The organism is Antrihabitans cavernicola (assembly GCF_008297975.1).
GTDB lineage: Bacteria > Actinomycetota > Actinomycetes > Mycobacteriales > Mycobacteriaceae > Antrihabitans > Antrihabitans cavernicola.
In genome coordinates, this window is sequence record NZ_VLNY01000032.1 from 1 (window position 1) to 17,996 (window position 17,996).

Here is a 17,996-nt window from a genome sequence, read left to right on the forward strand (position 1 = left end):
CACGGTCACCAGGTTTTTTCGGTTCCCGAAGAACTCGCGACGGTGCACGCACGCAGAGGTCGAACACGGGGTCGAAGTTCGGTCGACTCCGACGGCGAGTGGGGGAGAGTCGGACGAACACTTTGATTCTGAGCGTGAAATCCGGAGTCAGGTTGGCGTGAATCTTGGTGTCACGTCGCGGACGCGAGATCGTGTGATCGCGAAATTCAGCGCCACCTCTGACGTTGACGTGGCAGGATGATTGTGCTCCCCGACGATGTGGGGTGGATGGCTGTTCGGCTTTGAGCGCAGTCCTCGACGAGGAGCGAGATGCCTGCTGTGTCACGGGTGGAGCTTTATGCCGCGATCCGCCGCGATGCCCGAGGCGGGATGTCGATGCGCAAGATCGCCCGCATGCATGGCGTCGGCTACCACACTGTCAAAGACGCGTTGGGTTCGGCGTGGCCTCAGAAACGCAAAGTCTACGCCCACCGCGGGACGAAGCTGGAGCCGTTCAAGCAGGCGATCGATACGATGTTGCGCGCGGACCTGGATGCTCCGCGGAAACAACGCCACACGGTGACCCGGCTTTATCGGCGATTGATAGACGAACACGGTATGAGTGACGTGTCGTATGCGCTGGTCCAGCGTTACGTAAAGCATCGTCGGCCCGAGATCGCTACGGCGATGGGGCGGATGCCGGCGAAGGTGTTCATTCCACAAACCCATCGTCCCGGCGAGGAAGCAGAGGTCGACTTCGGCGACATCGCCATCCGGCTTCGCGGTGAGCTGGTCACGTGTTACCTGTTCTGTTATCGAATGTCTTTCTCCGGTAAAGCTGTTCACCGCGCATCCCTGTCGGCCGGGCAAGAAGCCTTCTTCGAAGGCCATCTCCACGCGCTGCGGGTCCTCGGCGGGGTGCCCACTGGGCACGTCCGCTATGACAACCTGAAATCCGCAGTCGCGCAGATACTCGGTTTCACCCGTGCACGCGTCGAAGCAGAACGGTGGACTGCGTTTCGTTCGCACCTGGACTTGACGGCGTGGTACTGCCAGCCAGGCATCGAAGGCGCACACGAGAAGGGCGGCGTGGAGGGACAGATCGGCTGGTTCCGGCGTAACCGGTTGGTCCCGATACCGGAAGTGAACTCGATCACTGAACTCAATGCTCTCATCGACGAATGGGACGCAGCCGACGATCAACGCCGCATCGGGACCCGCGCGCACAGTATCGGGCAGGCTTTCGCATTGGAGAAGCCGTTACTCAAACCACTACCCGCGGAGTCCTTCGAGACCGGCCGTTGGTTCACCCCACGGGTGGACCGTTACGCCCAGATCACGGTGCGCACCAATCGTTATAGCGTCCCGGTACGCATGATCGGCCGTCAGGTACGGGTGCTGCTGCATGCCTCCGATCTGGTTGTCTACGACGGCCGTGTGGAAGTCGCTCGCCACGAACGGTTGCTCGCCAAGGGTGGATCTCGGCTGGATCTCGATCACTATTTGGAAGGGTTGCTCCGTAAACCTGGTGCGTTGCCCGGTGCCACCGCACTCGAGCAAGCCCGTGCCGCCGGTCGGTTCACCCCGGTACACGACGCCTGGTGGTCAGCGGCCCGCAAAGCTCACGGCGACCAGAGCGGCACCCGAGCGCTGATCGAAGTGCTGCTGCTGCACCGACACCTGGCACACGAGCAACTCGTCGCCGGACTGGCCGCAGCTCTGAAAGCCGGTGCTCTCACCGCCGATGCGGTCGCCCTCGAAGCCCGCAAGATCGGCGATACCCAGCCCAGCACGGCAGCCCCACTGACCGGTTACGCCACAACCGATGCCATCTCCTCGTTGACCGCTCGACGGCTCACCCACCTTCCCCCCGACAACCGGGCGTTGCCGTCGGTCGCAGCCTACGACCTGCTTCTCAAACATCCACGCTTTCAGGAAGGTTCATGATGACCCACACACTCACACAGCCCACCGCGCCGCCGATCTCGGCTTCCGTCCGCCGACACGGACTCACCGAGCAGGCCGCCGACGCGGCCGTCGACCAAGCGTGCCGGATGCTGCGGCTACCAACGATCCGTTCACAGTTCGAGCAGATCGCCGACGACGCCGCGCGCGAGCAGATGTCCTATCGCGGATTCCTCGCCGAGTTGTTGATGGCCGAATGCGATGATCGTGCCCGCCGCCGCTCCGAACGACGCATCCGTGCCGCCGGATTCCCACGCGAGAAGTCGCTGCGTGGCTTCGATTTCGACGCCAACCCCAACATCGACCCAGCCACGATCGGCACCCTTGCCAAATGCGACTGGGTCAAGAACGGGCTGCCGTTGTGTTTGATCGGTGATTCCGGCACCGGCAAATCGCACCTGCTCATCGCGCTCGGCACCGAGGCGGCGATGCGCGGATACCGCGTCAAATACACATTGGCGACGAAACTGGTGAACGAGCTGGTCGAAGCAGCCGACGACAAGCAACTGACCAAGACGATCAACCGCTACGGGCGCGTCGACCTGCTGTGCATCGACGAACTCGGCTACATGGAACTCGACAAACGTGGTGCCGAGCTGCTGTTTCAGGTGTTGACCGAGCGGGAGGAAAAGAACAGCGTGGCCATCGCGTCGAACGACAGCTACTCAGGCTGGACGAAGACCTTCACCGACCCACGCCTGTGCGCCGCGATCGTCGATCGACTGACTTTCGGTGGCAACATCATCGAAACCGGTACCGACTCCTACCGCCTCGCCCACACCAAAGCCGCCCAAACACAATGAATCAAACATGCGGAATCAACGATCCCGAATACGGCTCGACCCCGTACCAGGTCGAGCGGTTGGAGACTTCAGGGCGTGACCCACACCAGCGTGGGCGGGTCGAGATCGACACTGTGAGCGACCGCCACGAGCAAAGCATCGGTAAGCTGCACGGCACGAACAGTATGTTGAGCGACTGTAATGGCGATACCCGCGAAGCTGACCGAGTCGATCGTGATAGCGGCGGCGACATTAACAGCATGGTCTCGCATGTCGAACACGCTCGCCATCTCCTCGACCGAGTCCCGGGACACCAGCATGAGATGACCCTTGAGCACCTTTGCAGCGAATAAGTCCAGACCTTCTTGGGGATCCAGTCGCTGTGTGGTGACGTCGACGGGGGGTGAGGAGAGCCGGATCATGATCGCGTGCGGTGGGCCGCCATCTCGTCCGTACGAATGCACTTCGAGTCCACGCGCAGACGAATCGGGTGCGACGATGGGGACGCCGAGTGCTGTCGCTGCGGCACTCGGCGTCCGCGGATGAGGCGGCATCGGGACGCCGTGATCGGAGAAGAACACGAACCGCCTTCCTCTGTTTCGACGAGTTGCAGATTCTCAGAAAATGTATGTCGGCGCGGATACCGGGTAGCCGAAGCACACGGTGCCGGAATCCAAGATCGCAAAACTGGACGGGGTCACCACGGTGATGTCGAGCGGGCCGTTGCCTCCTCCGGTGTAGACCTCGGGCCCGGAATCCCACTGCGAGCGGAAATCGAGGGGACCACCACGGTCGTAAGTGCTGTTCCCGTAATTGTCGATCAATTCCAGCTGCCACGTGTAGTCGACGGCATCACCATTGACAGTGAAGCCTGTTGAGAATTCGGCCTGATGATTACCGGTAGAGGAGACGAAGACATAGTCAGAACCGCAACTTCCGCTGCCACGGACGATGATGTTCGGGTGAACGCGTGCCGCGTTTTGCCAGGCCTTGTAGGCGTGGTCAGACAGCGTTAGAACTGTTCCGTCATCGAGTGTTGCGGTTGCGCCACCGCCGGGTGTCGGTGTCGCGTTTTTGATGACGTGTTCGGTCATCTTCCCGTCGGTGCGCACAGGTTTGGCCGGCGCCGCACCCGGCGTCGATGCCGGAGGCGGCGCAGGCGTCGTCGTCGCCGGTTGTGCGTGGGCGATCGCCGTCGAAGATGCGAGCGCGACCGTCATGATGGTTGCCGCGCCGACGCGGATAGCGCAGGACTTGGACAGCTTGATTCCGAAAGTTCGATTCACTGGCATTTCCCCCTTGATGTGTGGTCCTTAGCCGGACCTGAATAGAACTTATTGGTACGAAAACGATCGGCGTTGCGCAATCGACTAGATCGTTAGCTCGTATTCGCAAATTGTTCACCGGGCGCGGGAGCTATCAGGCAGCGATGAGTACCAGCCGGTAGGCCCGCTGCACCTAACTCTCGTCGCGTGTCCACTCGGCGTAGCAGGCGGCCGTAGCGTCGTTGGGCTTGCCTCAGTAGCGTGCAGAAAAATCGGGTTCGGGTCACAGCCAAGCTCTGTGCCGACAACGTGGCAGCCCTCCGCATGGCGCGTGTTCCCGTCCGACTGCTCGTCTAACGCGGACCGCTCGGGTGCAAACAGGACCGATCCGTGCACGGCGCAAAAATCGTCAAAGAAATCGCAGGCATGCATGCCGAGCTTGCGAAATCGAACGACCGATCGACATCCCGGCTGACACATTCAGACCCGGCTGCACTGACTGGGACACCAAATAGTCAGGAGAGTGACGCTGAATTTCGCGCTCAACTTCACGCCTGAATCCGCCCGAGTGACGCTGGAATTCGCGCTCAAACGATGCTGAAATTCGCGCACGGAGCTAAACACTTGTGGCTCAAGCAGTTCGTGCTCGATATGGCGGTGCGGTGCGGCTATGCGGCGGAGCTGGAACATCCCCTCCCAGGCGTGCGCGCCGATGTGTGGGTTCCCGGCGCTAGACGAGCGCGCGTCGAGGTCCAGCGCGTCCCGACGGACATCCCGACGCGAACCGGGGACTATCCCGATGTGGTGTGGCTACTGCGGGAGACCGCGATCACGCCGTCGACGAAGAAGTACCTTTTCGGGTCGCCCTGCGTGCAAGTCAGGATCAGTAAGAAGCTCGCCCGGTCGACAGAAACGATCCGGATTCCGGGACGGCCGTGGGAAGGAGACACCGAGGTAAGAATATCGGCGAGCGCAACTGTGTTGCACCTGCGCCACGGTCTGCACGTTGCCCCCGGTGAAAAATTCTTCGAAACACACCCCATTCCGCTCGAGAATTTTCTGCGCCAGGTGTGGTCGGGTGAACGCGTGTGGTACCCGAGGGGAACGGCCCACTCATTCGCTGGCTGGGTACTCGCGACCGAGTACGAGCGCTATCAGCAGTGGCTGAAAGCGCAACAGGATACCCAACAAGCCCTCCGCGCAGTGAACGGCGTCATCGAAGAGAGGGCGGACCATCCAGTGCGGCCCGATCCGCAACCAGCGCACCCAGCCTCTGCACCATCGCAACCAGCCCCGGCACCGACTCCCACGACATCATCCGATCCCGCAACACTCGCGGCCCGCCACCTTGCCGCGGACAAGGGCACCCTGACGCACGGCACGCAATCCTCACCCGTCATACAACAGGCGGAACCAGGCTGGATGCAATGGGTTCACGCGCAGCCGTCGATAGAGGTGCCGAACGGTTGGTGGAAACGGGTGAAAAAACGATTACGCATCGGACGCCGTTAGTAGTGATACAACGATCAGCACAGTCCGACGAGCTGGCACATGTCGTCTAGGCACTGGCCGAAGCATTGATCGACCTGCTCGAAGAGAACGACTCCAAGGCAGTGCATGAGGAACTCCGGAAAGCCTGGAAGGCCTGTTGTGGAGCGTCGGCGTGAGGAAATAGAAGCTGTCCGGATGGCGCACTCGAAGGCCGGTTGGGGAGAAGGTGTTCCGCCGTGTCAGTCTCGACGTCGACGTCGACGTCGACGTCGACGTCGACGTCGACGTCGACGTCGGGGTCGGTGGTGGCAGGGGCGTTCGAGTGAGTTCAGCGCAATGTTCGGCTCGGTCTTGGGGCGGTCATCGTTGCGAGATTATCGCCGATGTGGGCTGGGCGGTTCCGCAGCTGGTCGACGTATCGGGGTTTCTTTTGCGGTGACGTGGCGTCGGATGAGTGCCACGACGCGGGCGGGTTTGTCGAAGAGTTCGGGCGAGCCGCCGCGGTCGAGCCTTCCGGCGATTTTGTGTAGGGCGTGTGCTGCTTCTCGTCTGGAGCTGCTGGTCAGCGGCTGTGCGTCGAGTCGCCAGCGTGGATATGTGGGGCGCACGACTTCGACGATTTCGAGGAGGGAGGCGACGTCGGCGATGTCTTTGTCGGCAAATCTGTTGGCCCATGCCAGGGCTTTGAGGATGACTGCCGATTCGATGTCGGGGACGGGAACGGCGAAGGTGAGTTCCGTCTTGTCGGCAAGGTAGGCGTGTGCGTGTACGAGTAGGTACTGGGCGTTCATGGCAAGGCTGAGACCGGGTATCGGGTCGTAGCCGCGGCCGCCGATGACTTCGGTTTTTCCGGAATCTCCTCTGGGGATGAGGACGTCGATGGTCACGGTGCCGGCTGGGATTTGTTTGGCGTATCTGTTGCCGGAGTTCGCGGTGTAACCGATCTGGGTGAGCCGGGTGTGGAGTTGTTGTCCGGCTGCGGTTGCGCGGTCGATACCGATGTCGGCGTCGGTGGTGAGGCGGAGTCGTGTGTGGCGGGTGGGGTATGCGTGGATGAGGAGTTGGATCATGTGCCCGCCGATGATGCGGTAGTCGAGATCGGCGGCGGCAGAGGCGAGGTCGGCGAGTGCTCGGTAGCCGAGATCGGTGGCGCTCGATGTCGAGATGAGGTCGACCCAGACTTCAGCGATCGGTGGCTCCACGATTGCAGCCTAGTCCGATCGATTTCCGCAGAACGTCTGCGGCTTCGCTGCGGTCGGGGCCTGTGCTGGTGTGGGTGAGGTCCCACAGTGTGATGAGTGGATCGGCTAGGGAGAGTTCTGCCGGCACGGCCAGCGTGGTGGCGAGGGTGCGAATGGTGGGATCGTCGGGGATGACAGCAGTGAGTGTGGCTTCGCTCCGGGTCGCTGGGGTGAAGTCCGCGGCGACGAAGTCGATGAATTCCGAGATGTATATCCGCACGCTGGCCGGCCGCCGCCACGGGGCGTAACGATCGGCTGCGACGTCACCGGACAGGAGTGGGGCGGCGTCGAGCTCGGTGGCGAGGGTGCTGGCCGCGGTGGCTTGTTGGCCAGGTTCGTCGAGGCTGTACCAGTGGGTGGCGAGGCCGCCGGGTCCGGGGTATTCGATCAGCCAAGCATCGATGAGGGCGGGGTCGGCGGTGACCCCGTTGCGGCTGCGCCGCACGTACGGGTGCTCGCGGAGGGCGTGCGATACGGCTTGGTGAGTGAGGCCTGTGGTTGTGGCGATCGTGTTTTGGCGCAGTGGTTCGCCGCCGGCGAGGATCAGGGTGCGTTCGACGGCCCAGCGGCCCCACGGCTTCTTGCCGCGTCGCATCGGTTGGTCCCGGGGCGGTTGGTCTGTGGGGAGGAGGTTGATGCTCGCGATTATTGCGCGTGCGGGATCGGTCGTGACCAGGTCGAAGTCCCCGTTGAGCGCGGCGTCGACGGTCGCCGCGGGGGCATCGACCGCGATGTGGAGGATCCGGTTGCGGGCGGTGGCGTCAGCGAAGGGGCTGGTGGTCCGTACAGCGACTGTAGTGATATGTCGGTTGGGCAGCACCAGCGACAGCGCTTTCAGGTCGCCGCTCGTGGGGCGAACGTTTGCGCGACGCAGTACTTGGAACACGTCATCGACTAGTTCCTGCATCTCAAACCGCCTGACAGTGTGGTTCTGCTTGTCAAGCAAGCATAAACCCCAGGAACAGTTAATGGTTGCTTGACAAGTGGCACGGTTGTTGATCCACGGGATTCCGTCGTTCCTTTGCCGGGGTGTGCGGTTGGGGCATGCATCGTGTTTGGCGGTGGAGCAGAACGGCCCCGGGGTCTGCGCACGGTGCGGCGGATGCGAATGTCCTTCGATTCCAGCCGCTTCCTCTACTTAACAAGGAAACAGCGTCACGATGGGTCATTCGAGCACGCAGATCAACTCGTCGCCGCGCAACTCAGATCACCCAAGAGCACGATGCCCATCGGCATGAGTCCGTGATCGCCCGGTGGAATCGGTCGAACCCGACGAATGTCACCACGATGTGCGGGCAGGTAGCTCGGTGTGTATCGGTTTGTTCGGAAATGGTCGCGAGACGGTTGTAACCTGTGGTTTCGGTGATGGGGCACCGGTTCGAGTGGCAACGGAAAAGTTGGCTCCGGCGGATCCGGGCCTGTCAAGTTCTTTGTGTAAGAAGCTGTTGGTTAGTTGATGTAGGTGGGCCGAGCCGGTCAGGGTAGGTCAGTATGAGGGTCGCGAGTGCTTGCTTCCAGCCGTTGACGGATGCGCCTTCGACGAGTCGGTTGACCATTTTCCCGTCTCGCGGTCTGGTGCGGTCGGCGGCGAGTTTCGCCCGCTCGCGGGCGCGTTTGTCTTCGATGTTGCAGATCGCGAGCCAGAGCAGTTTCACCGCTGCTTGATCGTTGGGGAAATGTCCGCGGTTCTTTGATGATCTTGCGGAGCTCGGGTGGGAACGCGAGGAACGGGATGAACCGTTCCCAGGCGTTCTCCCACGTCGCGACGGTGTGCGAGTGTTTACGCCCGAGCGTGGAGGCTTTGAACGCTGCCAACGCATCGTCGGCGGCCTCCACGGTCGGCGCGGTGTAGATCTGACGCAGCTCGGCGGTGACGGGAGCTGATCGGCCTAGGCGACGAACCGCATCGATGCGGGATCAGATGCACGGTGCAGGTTTGGATGGTGGCGTTTTTCCAGGTCGCAGCGATCGCCTCGTCGAACCCGGACAGCCCGTCAGTGCAGGCGATCAACACGTCTTTGACACCACGATTGGCCAGCTCGGCGCCACACCGGCCCAGAACTTCGCACCTTCGGTGGCTTGGACCCAGATCCCGAGGACGTGTTTGATGCCGTCGAGATCGACACCGACCGCGATGTGCGCGTCCTTGTTCCGGACCTGCCTGTCACGGATTTTGACCTGGATCGCGTCGAGAAACAGGATCGGGTAGATCTCCTCTGTATACCAGACCAGGATAATTGCGCAGATCTCCTAGTTCTCCACTAGACAATCGTTGGATGAAAGATCGGAAGCTGCCGACGACTTCATTTCCGACAAATGCGTAGTCGATCAATTCTGGTCGTGATCGCATGCACTCGATTGGCAGCGCGGTGAGGTGATCGTTTCCGAATATCGAAACGATACTCGGATTCGCCTTTTCGCGCGGGCAACCAGGTGTAGACCGGCTTCATAAGTGGCTGTAAGCGCGCTGATGCAGATTGCAAGAGTATTCTGTGCGTGATCATCGATGAATTCCGCGATCTCAGCCCAATCCACCACTGTGCCATCGAGATACACAGGTTCGATGTCCGATAGACCCGAGATCGATGACGTCAATGTCAGGATGCCCAAGTTCGGGAAGTCGGACCAGTCCGTGTGTTCTTCGGGATTGGTGACTGTGCATGTAGCGCCGTCGAGCACGGTGTTCGAATTCGGCGGACTTACCACTAAAACGAGCATGTTCAACCCCTGACCATCCATACGCAAAGGGACCAAGATGACTGCTTGCCTCGAACCCCGTGCATATACCCCTTAGGTGCGCTCGATGTTGAAGTCGAACGCCTTGCGAATGGGCCACCATCGACCTGTTGTTGATTACCGCCGGTGAGGGCTATTCATCCGCTTTGCCCCCGAGTAAGGAAAGCCAGGACCTCGCTCTCCCACGCGTCCTTCTGCTCGATCATCACCCAGTGCCCACAGTTCGGGAACACGTGCAGCTCGACGTCGGGGATGGTTCGCACGGGCACGATCGCCATATCTAGCGGGCTGACGCGGTCGTCTCGGCCCCAGGTGATCAACGTCTTGGCTTTCACCTTGTGCAGCATCGCCCACAGGGGCGGCGAATCGGAGGCGGCTTGCGCCGACACCATTTCTTGCAGTGCCGCCCTGCCGTACATCCGGCGCGCGCTTGCCAACGTATCCGGGTCGGTGGCCAGCGTCCACCGCTGTTCGATCAGTTCCTCGGTGATCAGGGCGCGGTCGTAGACCATCGAGTTCAGCCATTGCACCAGCCGCTCGCGCGTCGGATCCTCAATGAAGTCTGCGAGCAGGTTGATTCCCTCGCCCGGTGTCGAGCTGAACAAGCTGCGCCCCATGCCACCGATGGTGACCAACCTACGTACTCGATCCGGCCGAGTAATGGCGATGTCGGTGCCGACGAAACCGCCCATCGAGTTGCCCACGACATCGACCTGATCGAGACGGAGCCCATCCAGGAATCGGGTCACCGCGCCCCCGGCTGCCATCATCGGATGCTCTGGGGTCGGGTCGCTCACGCCGAAACCCGGGAATTCGAGTACCAGGCAACGGAAGTGCTCGGCCAATGCCGGCAGGTTGCTGTGAAAGTTGCGCCAACCGGTGACGCCCGGCCCGGAGCCGTGCAGCAGCAGAAGCGGAGGGCCGCTGCCCACGTCGTGGTAGCGCAAAATCCCCTGATCGGTATCGAGTTCCCGTAGCGAGGATCCATGGGACAACTCGGGCATGCAGCTACCTCCGTCTGGACCACCGGCAACTTCCGTACAGGAAGCTAACCGGCAGGGGCATCGGTTTGGCAGCCGTCCTCCCGCTCAGCGGGAATTCCTATAGGAGCAACGGGGCGCCCACGAACGCCAGGAGAGTCGTACGCTGTGGAGGAATCTGGTCCCAGGGACCTGGGATCCAGGTCACAGAAGGCTGATCGGAGGTTCGACTTGATTACGATGCCCCCGGAACCACCGGTCTCCCAGCTTGAGCGTGTCGCTCTGGTACTGGATGCCCTCCAGCTCGAAGGGTTTCTGACGCTTACCGAGGTCTCGGTCGCGACCGGAATCCCGTGCTCGTCGGCACAGCGGCTCCTTGAGCGTATGGTCAAGCTCCGGTGGTTATTGCGCGTCGGAGACCGCTACGAGCTGGGGGCCCGGCTGTTCGAACTCGGTTCCGAGGCCATTCGCAATCACTGGTTTTATCGCATCGTGTATCCGCATCTCGTCGAACTGCAGGAGCGCACGCAGTTGATTGTTCACCTCGCGTATCTCGACGGGGGTGACGTCGTGTACTGGGAGAAGCTGTCCGGTTCAATGGGGGTCCGCGTACCGACCCGCATCGGTGGGCGCCAACCGGCGTACCGGACGGCGTTGGGGAAGGCGTTGCTGGCCGCCGAATCCGACAGATGTCTCGAGCATCCCGCCTTCAATTCGATGAAGCGAAGCACCCCAGCCACGATCATCGATCGGGACGAGCTCACCCGGGAAGTAGACAGAGTCAATAACGACGGAGTCGCCTTTGACCACGGTGAGGCACTGGTCGACATCGGATGTATCGCTGCGAATGTCCACGCGGGCCATGCCAGCACGAGCGACGGCTACACCACCACGGCCGCGATCTCGATCTGTGGCCCGCTCGGACAAATTCGCCGCGAGATGATCAACTCTGTACGCGCGGCGGCGAACCAGATCACCCGGGCTGCGGCTGTCAACCCGATGATTGATACGTGAGACTTCTCGATCGAGAAGTTGACGACCTAAACCGGATGGACCGACTCGGGCAAGATCGCCATCATCGATGCGGTACTCATCGAATAAGAGGTCAGCGATGTCCGGGACACACCCAACGGGAATCGATCGGCCGGCCACCCGGGCGCAATTGGTCCTTTTCGAGGAAAGCTGACCAAGCGAGCCGCCCGCCGGTGAGGCCATCTGGAGCGCTCTTGGGTGTGTGCTACTCCGCGGAACTGCCGCCCGGTGCCCCTCGGCTCGAACAGGTTTCATCAAGCCCAGCCAAAGTCCACGGGTTCGTGGCCCGGCATCCCAAGACCGTATACCGACGGTTTCCCGGTCAGCGGGAACGTCTATGGGCGGCGGCACCGCGCACGGCCAGTATTGCGTGACGGTCGGTCGACGGGGTGTCACCCGTCTCGCGGGAAGGAAGGGCACATGCCGGAAATCAAAAGCCTCGGCTATGTCAACATTCAGACCACCGACATGGACCGCTGGCGCGCGCTCGCGTTCGATGTGTTGGGCCTTGCCGAAGGCGCCGGGCCTGACGAAGAAGCGCTGTACTTGCGGACCGATGAGCGCTCTGCCCGGCTCATTGTCGCTCCAGGCGATACCGACCGAGTCAACGCGATCGGCTGGGAGGTCCGTGACCACAACGCGCTCGAGTCGGTGCGGGCGGGTGTTCGGGGTGCCGGCATCAGCGGCGAAATCCTTCCGGTCGCCGAGGCCGATCGGCGGCGTGTGGAGGAGGTTTTTGCTTTCACCGATCCCGTGGGAACCACGGTCGAGGTCTTTCACGGGCCCTCACTGGACCACAGCCCAGTAGTGACACCTTTCGGCAATCGCTTCGTCACCGGGTCGATGGGACTCGGGCACGTGGTGGTCCCTGCTGCCGACGTCGATGCGGCGTTTGATTTCTACGTCAACACCTTGAGTTTCTACTCCCGAGGCTCTTACCGGATCCCGACTCCACCGCAGGTTCCCCCGCTGCGGTTACGCTTCCTCGGCGTCAATGAGCGTCACCACAGCCTCGCGCTGATTCCCGCGCCAAAAACGGGGCCTGGCCTGATTCACATCATGGTGGAGGTCGACTCGCTCGACGACGTCGGTAGAGCGTTGGACCGTTCGCTGAATGACAAGTTCTCGATCTCATCGACACTCGGCCGGCACACCAACGACAAGATGGTTTCGTTCTATGTGCGCGCCCCGGGAGGCTGGGACATCGAATACGGCTGCGCCGGAACACGAGTCGACGAAGCCTATTACACGGCGGAGGAAATCACTGCCGACAGCTATTGGGGACACGACTGGTCGGGCTCCGAGCCCCTGGCCGCAATGACCTAGTGCCGCAGACGAATTCGCCAAACAGAACAGAGTCAATTGCCATTCATCGAACATCGGAGTACATCATGGCGGAATCGGTCCTCGACCGGATCATGGAATGTCAACACGACCTACGCAAAGGTGGACCGGAGGCGGATCGGTTGGGCCGCCTGACGGATTCGACCGTCGATACCATGAAGGCGGCCGGATCGATCAAGATGCTGCAGCCCAAGACGCATGGCGGCTTCGAAGCCGGCGTGCGGGAGTTCGCCGAAACCGTGATGGCAACGGCGGCGCTGAACCCGCCCGCAGGCTGGGTGCACGGTGTGGTCGGTGTGCACCCGTGGCAGCTCGCAATGGCAGATCCGCGTGTCCAGCAAGACGTTTGGGGCGAGAATAACAACACCTGGATCGCATCACCCTATATGCCGAACGGCAGGGCAATTCCGATGGACGGCGGCTACCGGATGAGCGGCCGTTGGAGCTTTTCCTCGGGAACCGATCACTGCCAGTGGGCCTTCCTGGGTGCGATCAAGTGCGACAAGGACGGCAACGTAGCCCAACCCATGGCCATGTTGCACGTCATCATCCCGCGGGCCGAGTACACGATTGTCGAGGATTCGTGGAACGTCGTCGGCCTCAAGGGAACCGGATCCAAGGATCTGGTTGTCGAGGACACGTTCATTCCGGGGTACCGAGTGATGGAGTACGACCGGCTCCTCGATGGCAGCCAAGTACGTGAGGCCGGGCTATCTCAGACCCTGTACCGGATGCCGTGGTCGTGCATGTTTCCACTCGGCATCACTGCCGCGACGATCGGAATCTGCGAGGGCCTGCTGGCCGAGGCGATGACGTACCAACGAGAACGCGTCAACGCACAGGGAACCATCATCAAAGACGACCCCTACGTGATGTATGCAATGGGAGATGCCGCAGCACAACTCCGTTCGGCGAGGGAAGCACTGGTCACCAATGCAGAACAGATTTGGGATCTCGTCGATGCGGGCAGAGAGGTCACGTTCGAACGCCGAGCCGCCGGGCGGCGCGATCAAGTGCACGCCGCTTGGCAGGCGGTGGGTGCAGTTGATGCCATCTATCCGCGTTGTGGTGGTGCGGCGCTGCGCATGGACAAACCGCTGCAGCGGTACTGGCGCGACGCGCACGCGGGACTGCACCACGCCATTCACGTCCCGGGGACGGTCTACCACGCCGCATCGCTGAGTTCCCTCGGTGTCGATCCGCAAGGACCGCTGAGAGCGATGATCTGACCACAAGACAGGGGCCCACGGACTCCGAAAGGTTGTACGACGGAGATGGGGGCGACGGGAAGGGAATAGATACCCCGTGTGACAGAGCCTAATTCGACGACACTCGGAGTTACAAACTCGGAGAGAGAGGAGGATATAGAGGTCGCCCAATCGTGCAACGTGCGGAAACGATTTGAGGGAAAGGGGCACAAGAAGGCGCTTGACACAGAGAGGCGCCGTCTAGTGACCGAACACGACGCGGGCTCGCGGCGACCGGTAGGGTCCGGCAAGTCGCCGTTCAGTCAGCGGCGCAGCGTTAGATCGGCGTATCTACTGCCGCTCGACGCTCTGGTAAGCCTGAACGGACGGCACGTCGATTCGTACGTGGATATACAACATCGGGAGAATCGGTGGTGAATGACGAAGAGGATTCCCCGTTGAGCCGCAACAGGCTCAAATCCCGGCGACCGAGTGATCAGGAGCGCGAACGCATTCGCGACGACCTGATCGCACGCGTGCGCGTCGTGCAGCAGGAGGGATGGGCCGATCACCACTGCACTTGGTCGAACAGAGACGTCATGGCGGTCGCGTATCTCCTTGGCGATACTCACGTGCTCCGCCTCAGTGGTGTGACTGGCGCCGCCGTGCTGGAGTACTACGCCTGCGACCTCTACGGCGTCAACGGCGGCCAGCAGGACATCGACGACGGTCTGCCACTGACCCGGAAATGGTTCTTAAATACCCATACCGCACTTATCGAATCGAAACACACATGAGCCACCCACAGCGCAGGAGTACACGGACGTCGCTCGAGATCGTAATCGTGCCTCCGAATGCTGTGTCGCATTGACCAGCGCACGCAAGTGGCTGTCCACCGTCGTGCGCGGCTTAGTCGACATCCGATTCCGCCGGGTTTCGACGAGAACACTGCTCCCCATCATCTATGTGCTGTTTCTGCTGATGTCCGTCGCGATTCCGATCGCGATAGCTGTGGCCGTCGTTCAGTTCGCGGTCTTGCTCGGCGTGCTCTTCCTGGTATTCGTCGCGCCGCTCCTCGCGTTCGCGATGGCAGCGACCATGCGTCTGGTCTTCGAGTTCTTGATCAGCATCCACAGGCTGGGCTCGAAGGTCACGCACATGAGTAAGCTGGCAGACGACATCCACACCTCCCTGAACGAAGTGGCCGTTCCGATGAGTCACCTCTCCGAAGATGTTCGCGCAGTGCAGTTCTGGCGGTTCAAGAAGCGCTAGTCGAGGTTGTCGCGGCACGACGTGGTGCGTCACCCGCGCCGCCTACACATCGGAGGCGCGGTCCGAGAGGAACGGCTTCAACTATCAACGTGTTCGAGCTGACCCCGCGAACGGCTAGCCAGGCTCAGCTTCCTCATCGAAAGGCAGCAGACTGAGTGTGTCAGGTTTGTGTGGCCCCACTTGGTTGCAGATTCTCGAGTTTGAGTGGCCCCACCGCGACTCGCCGGGGAGGTTGTCTCGAGTTTGACTGGCCCCACCTCATCGTCGTCGTAGGAGACGACGGTAGGAGGCCGGAGTGAGGTCGAAGGTGGAATTGTTCGAGCAGATCCGACGAGAATCACGCACCGAGGAGTTGTCGGTGCGGGCGCTGGCGAAACGCCATGGTGTGCACCGACGCACGGTGCGACAAGCGTTGGCGTCGGCGATGCCACCGGAACCGGCGCAACGACGGTGGCGGGCCCGCAAGATCGACCCATTCGTCGATGCGATCGACGACATACTGCGCACCGACCTCGATGCTCCCCGCAAGCAACGCCACACCGTGCGACGAATATTTGCGCGCCTGATCGAGGAACACGATGCCGCCGGTCTGGTGTCGTACTCGACGCTGCGCGCCTACGTCGCACAACGACGACCAGAAATCGCCGCCGAAGGCAGTCACCATCTGGCGCAGGCCTTCATCCCGCAAACCCACGAGCCGGGCTGAGGCGGAGGTCGATTTCGCCGAACTCTATGTCGATCTGCCCGACGGGCGAACCAAGTGCTATCTGTTCACGCTGCGAATGTCGATGTCGGGCAAAGCAGTTCACCGCGTATACGCAACCCAGTCGCAGGAAGCGTTCCTCGAAGGTCATTTGACCGCGTTCGACGTCCTTGGCGGCATCCCGACCGGGCACATCCGCTACGACAACCTGAAATCAGCGGTGACCCGCGTGTTGTTCGGCGACCGGGACCGGGTCGAGAACGAACGCTGGGTGTTGTTCCGCTCCCATGAAAACTTCGAAGCGTTCTACTGCATCCCCGGTGTGGCCGGTGCCCACGAAAAAGGTGGTGTCGAAGGTGAGGGTGGACGCTTCCGTCGCAACCATCTGGTCCCGGTCCCGAAGGTGGCGTCGTTGGCCGAACTCAACGCCCGCCTCGCCCAGGCCGACCGCGACGACGACCACCGTCGGATCGGTAACCGGATCCGCACGATCGGCGAGGACTTCGCCGTCGAACAAACCTTGCTGCGCCCGCTCCCGACGGAAAGGTTCGAGCCCGGGTTGACGCTGACCCCACGAGTCGATCGGCATGCGCGGATCATGGTGCGTAACACCCAGTACTCGGTGCCGGCCCGGTTCATCGGCCGCCGTGTTCGGGTGCGGCTGCGCTCGAACGAGTTGTTCGTCCTCGACGGCAACACCGTGATTGCGCACCACCCGCGGTCGATCCGTAAGGGTGCCCAGGTCCTCGATCTCGATCACTACCTCGAAGTGCTCAAGGTCAAACCCGGCGCCCTGCCCGGGGCGACCGCGCTGGTGCAGGCACGGGCAGCGGGCACGTTCACTCCGGTGCACGAAGCGTTCTGGGCGGCCGCCCGCACAGCCCACGGTGATGCTGCCGGTACCCGGGAACTCATCGATGTGCTTCTGCTGCACCGGCATTTGCGCCACGCCGATGTTGTTGCCGGGCTGACCGCCGCCGTGAAGACTGGATCGACGAGCGCCGACGTCGTTGCCGTCGAAGCCCGGTTGGCCGCCCATCACCACGACACCACAGACGCCGACGTGTCGCTGGCCGCGTTGGCACCCGTTCGTGAACCGGGACGGGTGCTGAGTCTGACTGCGCGGCGGCTCACCGACCCGGCGGCGGTGATCGCAGGACTGCCCCCGGACAGTCGTCCGCTGCCGTCCTTGGTCGGTTACGACGAGCTGCTGACCCGCCGCACCAGCGGCGATCCTCGACCAGCGATTCCCACCACCGGAGGAACAGTGCCATGACCGTACCGATGCGTCGTCGTCGAGGATTGACCGCTCAGGCTGCGGACGCGGCCGTCGATCAGGCATGTCGGCAGCTGCGTCTGCCCAGTGTGCGCGGGCTGTTTCCGGACATGGTGATCACCGCGGAGAAGGAACAACTCACCTATCAGGGTTTTCTGGCGGAGTTGTTGCTCGCCGAGTGCGATGACCGCACCCGCCGCCGCTCCATCCGCCGGGTCAAGGCGGCTGGCTTTCCGCGCGAGAAGTGGTTGGGCGACTTCGACTTCGATGCCAACCCGAACATCAACCCCGCCACCATCCACACCCTGGCCAGTGGTGCCTGGGTGCGGGCCGGGCAACCGCTGTGCCTGATCGGCGACTCCGGCACCGGCAAGTCCCATTTGCTGATCGCGTTGGGCACCGCTGCCGCCGAGTCCGGGTTCCGCGTCAAATACACCTTGGCCACGAAACTCGTCAACGAGTTGGTCGAGGCGGCGGACGAGAAGATCCTCGCGAAGACGATTGCCCGCTACGGGCGGGTCGATCTGATCTGCATCGACGAGCTGGGCTACATGGAACTCGACAAACGAGGCGCCGAGCTGCTGTTCCAGGTCTTAACGGAGCGGGAGGAAAAGAACAGTGTCGCAATAGCTTCCAACGAATCCTTCTCCAAAGCGCACTTGTTCGCGCGAACGTGTGCGTAGGTGGGACCGAAGTCGCACAGGTTCAGTGCGTGGCCGGACTATCCCTCGTTGGGTAGGTGT

Annotated in this window: 16 protein-coding genes and 3 pseudogenes; 11 read left to right on the top strand and 8 right to left on the bottom strand. The window is 62.0% G+C overall.

Annotated features, from left to right (window positions below):
- Positions 1–309: 309 nt before the first annotated feature.
- A complete protein-coding gene (istA, locus tag FOY51_RS26820; RefSeq protein WP_149433328.1) occupies positions 310–1,926 on the top strand; it encodes an IS21 family transposase in 1,617 nt (538 codons plus the stop codon).
- On the top strand, positions 1,926–2,747 hold the full coding sequence (gene istB / locus FOY51_RS26825; protein WP_149433341.1) for an IS21-like element helper ATPase IstB: 822 nt from the start codon (positions 1,926–1,928) through the stop codon (positions 2,745–2,747). Before istA (FOY51_RS26820) ends, istB begins: the two co-directional genes overlap by 1 nt.
- 68 nt (positions 2,748–2,815) lie before the next feature.
- On the opposite strand, the gene FOY51_RS26830 is transcribed toward istB, so the two are convergent.
- Together FOY51_RS26830 and FOY51_RS26835 are read right to left on the bottom strand one after the other, a co-directional pair.
- Positions 2,816–3,307, bottom strand: a complete 492-nt coding sequence (locus FOY51_RS26830) for a hypothetical protein (RefSeq protein WP_149433329.1) — start codon at positions 3,305–3,307, stop codon at positions 2,816–2,818.
- Positions 3,308–3,343: 36 nt separating this feature from the next.
- Positions 3,344–3,820, bottom strand: a complete 477-nt coding sequence (locus tag FOY51_RS26835; RefSeq protein WP_149433330.1) for a hypothetical protein — start codon at positions 3,818–3,820, stop codon at positions 3,344–3,346.
- A 10-nt stretch (positions 3,821–3,830) separates the two neighbouring features.
- Here FOY51_RS26835 and FOY51_RS26840 point away from each other — a divergent pair, with 10 nt between their 5' ends.
- Both FOY51_RS26840 and FOY51_RS26845 read left to right on the top strand, forming a co-directional pair.
- Complete coding sequence (locus FOY51_RS26840; protein ID WP_149433331.1) at positions 3,831–4,043, top strand: hypothetical protein; 213 nt, start codon at positions 3,831–3,833, stop codon at positions 4,041–4,043.
- A 572-nt stretch (positions 4,044–4,615) separates the two neighbouring features.
- The gene (locus FOY51_RS26845) at positions 4,616–5,503 is read left to right on the top strand and encodes a hypothetical protein (protein WP_149433332.1); all 888 of its coding nucleotides are present in this window, start codon (positions 4,616–4,618) and stop codon (positions 5,501–5,503) included.
- A gap of 353 nt (positions 5,504–5,856) precedes the next feature.
- Here FOY51_RS26845 and FOY51_RS26850 read toward each other — a convergent pair whose 3' ends face one another.
- The 6 genes and pseudogenes from FOY51_RS26850 to FOY51_RS26865 all read right to left on the bottom strand — a co-directional run bounded on the left by FOY51_RS26850 (position 5,857) and on the right by FOY51_RS26865 (position 10,463).
- A complete protein-coding gene (locus FOY51_RS26850) occupies positions 5,857–6,684 on the bottom strand; it encodes a hypothetical protein (protein ID WP_149433333.1) in 828 nt (275 codons plus the stop codon).
- Positions 6,665–7,630 carry a hypothetical protein gene (locus FOY51_RS26855; protein WP_149433334.1) on the bottom strand — a complete coding sequence of 322 codons (966 nt, stop codon included), beginning with the start codon at positions 7,628–7,630 and terminating at the stop codon, positions 6,665–6,667. The genes FOY51_RS26850 and FOY51_RS26855 overlap by 20 nt, the downstream gene beginning before the upstream one ends.
- A 514-nt stretch (positions 7,631–8,144) precedes the next feature.
- Positions 8,145–8,378, bottom strand: coding sequence for a hypothetical protein (locus FOY51_RS28155; RefSeq protein WP_371830495.1), 234 nt, complete (start codon positions 8,376–8,378; stop codon positions 8,145–8,147).
- Between the two features lie 94 nt (positions 8,379–8,472).
- Positions 8,473–8,737 (bottom strand): annotated as a pseudogene (locus tag FOY51_RS28160) (transposase); the annotation flags it as partial.
- Positions 8,731–8,970, bottom strand: a complete 240-nt coding sequence (locus FOY51_RS28165) for a transposase (protein ID WP_371830494.1) — start codon at positions 8,968–8,970, stop codon at positions 8,731–8,733. The gene FOY51_RS28165 and the pseudogene FOY51_RS28160, both read right to left, overlap by 7 nt.
- 626 nt (positions 8,971–9,596) lie before the next feature.
- Positions 9,597–10,463 carry an alpha/beta fold hydrolase gene (locus FOY51_RS26865; RefSeq protein WP_149433335.1) on the bottom strand — a complete coding sequence of 289 codons (867 nt, stop codon included), beginning with the start codon at positions 10,461–10,463 and terminating at the stop codon, positions 9,597–9,599.
- Between the two features lie 216 nt (positions 10,464–10,679).
- On the opposite strand from FOY51_RS26865, the gene FOY51_RS26870 reads away from it, so the two are divergent.
- The 7 genes and pseudogenes from FOY51_RS26870 to FOY51_RS26900 form a co-directional block, all read left to right on the top strand.
- Positions 10,680–11,453 (top strand): IclR family transcriptional regulator, encoded by a 774-nt coding sequence (locus tag FOY51_RS26870; protein ID WP_149433342.1) that lies wholly within the window; start codon positions 10,680–10,682, stop codon positions 11,451–11,453.
- A gap of 438 nt (positions 11,454–11,891) precedes the next feature.
- Entirely contained in the window at positions 11,892–12,797 is a 906-nt protein-coding gene (locus tag FOY51_RS26875; protein ID WP_149433336.1) for a VOC family protein, read from the top strand.
- Between the two features lie 65 nt (positions 12,798–12,862).
- Complete coding sequence (locus FOY51_RS26880; protein ID WP_149433337.1) at positions 12,863–14,044, top strand: acyl-CoA dehydrogenase family protein; 1,182 nt, start codon at positions 12,863–12,865, stop codon at positions 14,042–14,044.
- Positions 14,045–14,433: 389 nt separating this feature from the next.
- Positions 14,434–14,799: a hypothetical protein gene (locus FOY51_RS26885; RefSeq protein WP_149433338.1), complete on the top strand. Its 366-nt coding sequence runs from the start codon at positions 14,434–14,436 to the stop codon at positions 14,797–14,799.
- 70 nt (positions 14,800–14,869) lie between these two features.
- Complete coding sequence (locus tag FOY51_RS26890; RefSeq protein WP_187776496.1) at positions 14,870–15,274, top strand: DUF4282 domain-containing protein; 405 nt, start codon at positions 14,870–14,872, stop codon at positions 15,272–15,274.
- A 295-nt stretch (positions 15,275–15,569) separates the two neighbouring features.
- A pseudogene (gene istA, locus FOY51_RS26895) lies at positions 15,570–17,253 on the top strand (IS21 family transposase).
- Positions 17,250–17,933 (top strand): annotated as a pseudogene (locus tag FOY51_RS26900) (ATP-binding protein); the annotation flags it as partial. The pseudogenes istA (FOY51_RS26895) and FOY51_RS26900, both read left to right, overlap by 4 nt.
- Between the last annotated feature and the right edge of the window lie 63 nt (positions 17,934–17,996).